The 6,748-nt window shown below is 73.5% G+C and carries 5 protein-coding genes and 1 pseudogene; 5 read left to right on the forward strand and 1 reads right to left on the reverse strand.

Annotated features, from left to right (window positions below; all coding sequences use genetic code 11):
- From ABZW03_RS34615 to obgE, 5 genes and pseudogenes are all read left to right on the forward strand, one after another.
- Nucleotides 1–588: hypothetical protein (locus ABZW03_RS34615; protein ID WP_355267482.1), on the forward strand; the 588-nt coding region annotated here is incomplete at its 5' end.
- Nucleotides 491–3,652: pseudogene (locus ABZW03_RS34620) on the forward strand (Rne/Rng family ribonuclease); the annotation flags it as partial. The gene ABZW03_RS34615 and the pseudogene ABZW03_RS34620, both read left to right, overlap by 98 nt.
- Before the next feature lie 233 nt (nucleotides 3,653–3,885).
- A complete protein-coding gene (rplU, locus tag ABZW03_RS34625; protein WP_045696828.1) occupies nucleotides 3,886–4,203 on the forward strand; it encodes a 50S ribosomal protein L21 in 318 nt (105 codons plus the stop codon).
- Between the two features lie 14 nt (nucleotides 4,204–4,217).
- Nucleotides 4,218–4,475 (forward strand): 50S ribosomal protein L27, encoded by a 258-nt coding sequence (gene rpmA / locus ABZW03_RS34630; protein WP_030058248.1) that lies wholly within the window; start codon nucleotides 4,218–4,220, stop codon nucleotides 4,473–4,475.
- A 140-nt stretch (nucleotides 4,476–4,615) separates the two neighbouring features.
- Entirely contained in the window at nucleotides 4,616–6,094 is a 1,479-nt protein-coding gene (obgE, locus tag ABZW03_RS34635) for a GTPase ObgE (RefSeq protein ID WP_355267476.1), read from the forward strand.
- An 84-nt stretch (nucleotides 6,095–6,178) separates the two neighbouring features.
- Here the strand turns inward: obgE and ABZW03_RS34640 are convergent.
- On the reverse strand, nucleotides 6,179–6,748 hold a 570-nt coding region (locus ABZW03_RS34640; RefSeq protein WP_355267479.1), incomplete at its 5' end, for a hypothetical protein.

Genomic DNA, 6,748 nt, shown 5'->3' on the forward strand with positions numbered 1-6,748 from the left:
GTGCAGGCCCAGCGCCCGCCCACGCCGCTGCCGCCGCTCCAGGCCGCCCGCCCGTCCTACCCGGCCGAGACGGTCGACGCGGCCGCCCTCGCCGCCGAACAGCCCAAGCCGCTGGCCATCGACGGCGACCTGACCAAGCTGCTGATCACCGCCCCCGAGGGCAGCGCCGCCTGGGCGGACTTCCCGGACAAGCCGAGCTGGATCTCGATCGGCGAACTCGCCGAGGAGAACGGCGACGCGGCCGCCACCTTCAAGGAACTGGCCGCCAACGGCTTCCGCCGCGCGGCCGAGGTCGCCTGGAAGAAGGACGACGTCCGCTACCGCATCACGCTGACCCAGTACACCGCGGACCACGCGGACCAGGTGCGCTCCGTCACCTGGCCGGCGTTCGCCGACGGTGCCGCCGGCGGCTACAAGGTGGAGGCCGCGCCGCGCCACTGGGCCGACACCAACGACCAGTACTACTTCGGCCAGGCCGTCGCCAAGCGCGGCCCGCTGGAGATGAAGGTCGAGGTCTTCGGCCCCCAGCCGGTGAACCCCGACACCCTCAAGGACCTCGCCAAGCGCCAGTGGGAGCGGCTCGGATGAACGACGACACCGTGACCACCGTCCCCGCCCCGGGCACCGCACCCGCCGACCCCGCCGCACCCGCCGCCGTCGCGTGGTCGAGGCCGCGCCGGTCGTCGAGGCCCCGGTGGCGGAGCCCGCCGCCGAGGAGCCGCAGGCCGAGGAGCCCGCCGTCGCGGAGGAGCCCGAGGAGGAGGCCGCCGAGGCCGTCGCCGAGGCCCCCGTCGCCGAGCCGGTGGCCGAGGAGGCCCCGGTCGCCGAGCCGCACCACCGTCCGCGCCGCCGCGCCGTGCGCCCGGCCACCGCGGTCTTCCAGGCTCCGGTCTTCCAGGAGCCGGCCCCCTTCGTCGCGCCGGCCGAGCCGCAGCAGCCCGCCGCTGCCGCCGCCCCGGCCCAGGTCGAGGCCCCGGCCGCGGCCGAGCGCGAGGAGGAGGACGAGTACGAGTACAGCGGCGTCGGCCGCCGCCGCCGGGTCCGCACCCGGGTCGAGCCGAACCGCCGCAAGTCGGCCGCCCAGGCGCCGGCGAAGGCACCGGCGAAGGCCGCCGCCAAGGCGCCGGTCGCGGCGCCCGTCGCCGAGGCCCCGGTCGTCGAGACGCCCGCCGTGGAGGCCCCCGCCGCCGGTCCCGAGACCGAGGCCGAGTGGGAGGAGGACGGCCGTCCGTCGCGCCGTCGCCGCCGGGGCGGCCGTCGCCGCCGCCGTGGCGAGGCCGAGGAGTTCGAGGCCGCCGAGGCCGTCGAGACCGAGCAGCCCGCCGCCGAGGAGCCGGCCGAGGCCGTCGCCGAGGACGAGGGCGAGGAGGACGACGACCTGGCCGCCGGCCTGTCCTCGTCGCGCCGCCGCCGTCGCCGTCGCCGCCGCAGCGGTGAGGCCGGCGCCGTCGAGACCGCCGAGACCACCGAGGACGGCGTCCGCACGGTGGTGAAGGTGCGCGAGCCGCGCCGCCGCTCCACCGAGCCGTCCTTCGACCCGGACGAGGTGCAGTCCATCAAGGGCTCGACCCGTCTGGAGGCCAAGAAGCAGCGCCGCCGCGAGGGCCGCGAGCTGGGCCGCCGCCGGGTGCCGATCATCACCGAGGCCGAGTTCCTGGCCCGCCGCGAGTCGGTCGAGCGCGTCATGGTGGTGCGCCAGAGCGGCCAGCGCACCCAGATCGGCGTGCTCGAGGACGGCGTGCTGGTCGAGCACTACGTCAACAAGGAGCAGGCCACCTCGTACGTCGGCAACGTCTACCTGGGCAAGGTCCAGAACGTGCTGCCGTCGATGGAGGCCGCCTTCGTCGACATCGGCAAGGGCCGCAACGCGGTGCTGTACGCCGGTGAGGTCAACTTCGGCGCGCTGGGCGGCCACGGCGGCCCGCGCCGGATCGAGTCGGTGCTGAAGTCCGGCCAGTCCGTGCTGGTGCAGGTCTCCAAGGACCCGATCGGCCACAAGGGCGCCCGCCTGACCAGCCAGATCTCGCTGCCCGGCCGCTACCTGGTGTACGTGCCCGAGGGCTCGATGACCGGCATCTCGCGCAAGCTCCCGGAGAACGAGCGCGCCCGGCTGAAGCAGATCCTCAAGAAGATCGTCCCGGACGACGCGGGCGTCATCGTGCGCACCGCCGCCGAGGGCGCCTCCGAGGAGGAGCTGACCCGCGACGTCCAGCGCCTGCAGCAGCAGTGGGAGGACATCCAGAAGAAGGCCGCGACCGGCAACGCCCCGGCGCTGCTGTACGGCGAGCCGGACATGACCGTCCGGGTCGTCCGCGACATCTTCAACGAGGACTTCAGCAAGGTCATCGTCTCCGGCGACGAGGCGTGGAAGACCATCCACGAGTACGTCTCCAACGTGGCCCCGGACCTCGCCGAGCGGCTCCAGCGGTGGACCTCCGAGGTGGACGTGTTCGCCACCTACCGGATCGACGAGCAGCTGATGAAGGCGCTGGACCGCAAGGTCTGGCTGCCCAGCGGCGGTTCGCTGGTGATCGACCGCACCGAGGCGATGGTCGTCATCGACGTCAACACCGGGAAGTTCGTCGGCCAGGGCGGCAACCTGGAGGAGACGGTCACCCGGAACAACATCGAGGCGGCCGAGGAGATCGTGCGCCAGCTGCGGCTGCGCGACCTCGGCGGCATCATCGTGATCGACTTCATCGACATGGTGCTGGAGTCCAACCGCGACCTGGTGCTGCGCCGTCTGCTGGAGTGCCTGGGCCGGGACCGGACCAAGCACCAGGTGGCGGAGGTCACCTCGCTGGGCCTGGTCCAGATGACCCGCAAGCGGGTCGGCCAGGGCCTGCTGGAGTCCTTCTCCGAGCCGTGCGTGCACTGCAACGGCCGCGGCGTGATCGTCCACATGGAGCAGCCGAGCGCCCACGTCCACGCCCCCGCGGTGGCGGGCGAGGCCGGCGCAGGCGGCGGCAAGCGCCGTCGCCGGGGCAAGGGCGGCGCGGGCCACGAGGAGCCGCAGGCCGTCGAGGCCGCGGTGGCCGTGGTGCCCGAGCCGGTGGAGGCCGAGCCGGCCGAGCCGGTGCGCGAGGAGATCGAGGGCCAGCTGGCCCAGGAGGTCCCGGGCGTCGAGGCCGTCGTCGAGGCTCCGGTCGTCGAGGCGCCCGTGGCCCAGGCCCCGGCCGCCGCTCCGGCGGGCCGTCCGCGCCGCCGGGCGGTGCGCAAGGCGACCGCTCCGGCCGGTTCCCCGGACACCGCCGAGATCGTGGTGCTCCAGGCCAAGGCCGAGGCGGCGCTGGAGGCGGCCCTGGAGGCCGCCGCCCCGGCGGTCGCGGAAGCCGCTGCCGAGGCCGTCGCCGAGGCGCCGGGTGAGCCGGTGGCGGTCGCGGAGGCCGCGGTCGTCGCCGAGTCCCCGGAGGCCGCCGAGGCTCCCGAGGCCACCGAGGCCGTCGCCGAGGCTCCGGCCGAGGAAGCAGCGGCCGAGGAGGCTCCGGCGCCGAAGAAGCGGGCCGCCCGCAAGACCGCCGCGAAGAAGACGGCCGCCAAGAAGACCACCACGGCGGCCAAGAAGACCACCGCCCGCAAGACCGCCACCAAGCGGACGAGCGCGGCGGCCAAGAAGGCCGCGGCCGCCGAGGGTGATACGGCGGCCGAGTAGTGCCCATGCCCGGGGGGAGGGATCGCTCCCGCCCCCCGGGCCGTACGGGCCGGTTTGCCCCCCGGGCGGCCGGTCCGTATTCTTGACCATCGGCGTGTCTACGCCATTGCTCCCGAGCACATCACCTCCCCGAGGTCGCCGCGTCCGCGCGGAGGGCCGGGGAGAGGCTCCTGTGTCCGTACCCAGGTGGCTGGCGTCGGGGGTTCCGACCGAGCAAGGAAAGCAGGTACCGCATGTACGCGATCGTTCGCGCAGGCGGCCGCCAGCACAAGGTCGCCGTGGGCGACGTGCTGGAGATCGACCGTATCGAGGCCAAGCCGGGTGACTCGGTCGAGCTCTCGACCATCCTGGTCGTCGACGGTGACGCCGTCACCTCCGACCCGTGGGTCCTGGCCGGCGTGAAGGCTCACGCCGAGGTGGTCGACCAGACCAAGGGTGACAAGATCGTCATCCTGCGTTACAAGAACAAGACCGGCTACCGCCGTCGTCAGGGTCACCGTCAGCAGCACACCGCGGTGCGCATCACGAGCATCGACTCGGTCAGCAAGTAAGGGGATAGCGAAAAATGGCACACAAGAAGGGCGCAAGCTCTACTCGTAACGGCCGTGACTCGAACGCCCAGCGCCTCGGCGTGAAGCGCTTCGGTGGCCAGGTCGTCTCCGCCGGCGAGATCCTCGTCCGCCAGCGCGGCACCCACTTCCACCCGGGTGCCGGTGTCGGCCGCGGTGGCGACGACACCCTGTTCGCGCTGACCGCCGGTGCGGTCCAGTTCGGCAACCGTCGTGGCCGCAAGGTCGTCAACATCGTGGCCGTCGAGGCCTGAGTCCCCGCGGACTCCCGAGTCCGATGAGACCCACCGGGTCTTGAGAAGACTCACAGTGAAGGGTGGGCCGGAATTCTCCGGTCCACCCTTCACGCTTTACGCAGGTAGCAAGCAGACTCTCGCGCACTGGAGGCACACCCATGACCACCTTCGTGGACCGCGTCGAACTTCACGTCGCCGCGGGTAACGGGGGCCACGGCTGCGCCTCCGTGCACCGCGAGAAGTTCAAGCCGCTCGGCGGCCCGGACGGCGGCAACGGCGGTGAGGGCGGCAGCGTCATCCTCACCGTGGACTCGCAGGTCACCACCCTGCTCGAGTACCACCACTCGCCCAAGCGCAAGGCCACCAACGGCAAGCCGGGCGCCGGCGGCAACCGCACCGGCGCGGACGGCGAGGACCTCGTCCTGCTGGTGCCGGACGGCACCGTGGTGCTGGACCGCAAGGGCGAGGTGCTGGCCGACCTGGTCGGGCACGGCACCAGCTTCGTCGCCGCCCAGGGCGGCCGCGGCGGCCTCGGCAACGCCGCGCTGGCCTCGGCCCGCCGCAAGGCGCCCGGCTTCGCGCTGCTCGGCGAGCCCGGCGAGGCCCGTGACATCGTCATGGAGCTCAAGTCCGTCGCCGACGTGGCCCTGGTGGGCTACCCGAGCGCGGGCAAGTCCTCGCTGATCTCGGTGCTCTCCGCCGCCAAGCCGAAGATCGCGGACTACCCGTTCACCACCCTGATCCCCAACCTCGGCGTGGTCACCGCGGGCGAGACCGTCTACACCATCGCCGACGTCCCCGGCCTGATCCCCGGCGCCAGCCAGGGCCGCGGCCTGGGCCTGGAGTTCCTGCGGCACGTCGAGCGCTGTTCGGTGCTGGTGCACGTGCTGGACTGCGCCACCCTGGAGCCCGGCCGCGACCCGCTGACCGACCTGGAGACGATCGAGGCCGAGCTCGCCGAGTACGGCGGCCTGGACGACCGTCCGCGCCTGGTCGCGCTCAACAAGGTGGACGTCCCGGACGGCCAGGACATCGCCGACCTGACCCGCGCCTCGCTGGAGGAGCGCGGCTACCGGGTGTTCGAGGTCTCCGCCGCCTCCCGCAAGGGCCTGCGCGAGCTGAGCTTCGCGATGGCCGGGATCGTCGCCGAGGCGCGCGCCGCCAAGCCGGCCGAGGAGTCGACCCGGATCGTGCTGCGGCCCAAGGCCGTGGACGACGCCGGCTTCACCATCGAGGAGGAGGACGGCGCCTACCGCATCCGCGGCGTCAAGCCGGAGCGCTGGGTCCGCCAGACCGACTTCGCCAACGACGAGGCCGTCGGCTACCTCGCCGACCGGCTGGCCCGCCTCGGTGTCGAGGAGAAGCTCTGGAAGGTCGGGGCGCAGGAGGGCGACACCGTCATCATCGGCCCGGACGACAACGCCGTCGTCTTCGACTGGGAGCCGACCATGGCCGCCGGCGCCGAGATGCTCGGCCGCCGCGGTGAGGACCACCGCTTCGAGAGCCCGCGCCCGGCGGTCGACCGCCGCCGCGAGAAGCAGAAGGGCCGGGACGCGGCCGAGGCCGAGTTCCTCGCCTTCGAGGCGCTCTCCAGCGGCCGCCCGGCCGCCGTCGAGGGCGACGACGAGGACGCCTGAGTCCGGTAGTCCGTCGAGCCGAACGGCCCCCGCCACCCGTCGAGGTGGCGGGGGCCGCTCCGCGTTCCCGGTGCCGACGGGGCGTCACTTGCTCCAGGAGGCCTGGAGCTTCAGCGGGTCGGCCAGGTCGGTGTAGCCGACCGCGGCCGGGGTGTTGCCGGGGATGGAGATGATGGTGCAGCCCTTGGCCTCGGCGCCCTTGGTGACGCCCTGGAACTTCGCGCCGGTGCACTTGGGCAGCGGGGTGGCGGCGGTCATGACGTTCAGCCCCTTCTTGCCGGCGGTGTCGAAGACGACGAACTTCGAGTCCGGGGCGGTGAAGGAGAGGCTGGCGTCCCCGGCGTTCTTGATGGTGTAGCTGACGTACACCGGGGTGCGGCCCTCCAGGCCGACGATGCTGATCTTGGCGGCGGTGAAGTCCTGGATCGAACCGACCTCGACGCCGGTGACGGTGATCTCCAGCTTGGTGGCGACCTTGGCGGTCTTGTCGGCGAAGTCCACGGTGGCGCTCTGGCCGACCTTCACGCTGGTGGCGGCCGCCGGGACGGCTCCGGCCCCGGCTCCGGCCCCGGCCGCTCCGCCGCCGCCGGCCGCCGCACCGCCGCTCGCCGCGCCCGAGGGCGCCGCACCCGACGGGGCCGCGGTCGAACCGCC

This window comes from Kitasatospora sp. NPDC004799 (genome assembly GCF_040609095.1).
In the GTDB taxonomy this organism is placed as follows: domain Bacteria; phylum Actinomycetota; class Actinomycetes; order Streptomycetales; family Streptomycetaceae; genus Kitasatospora.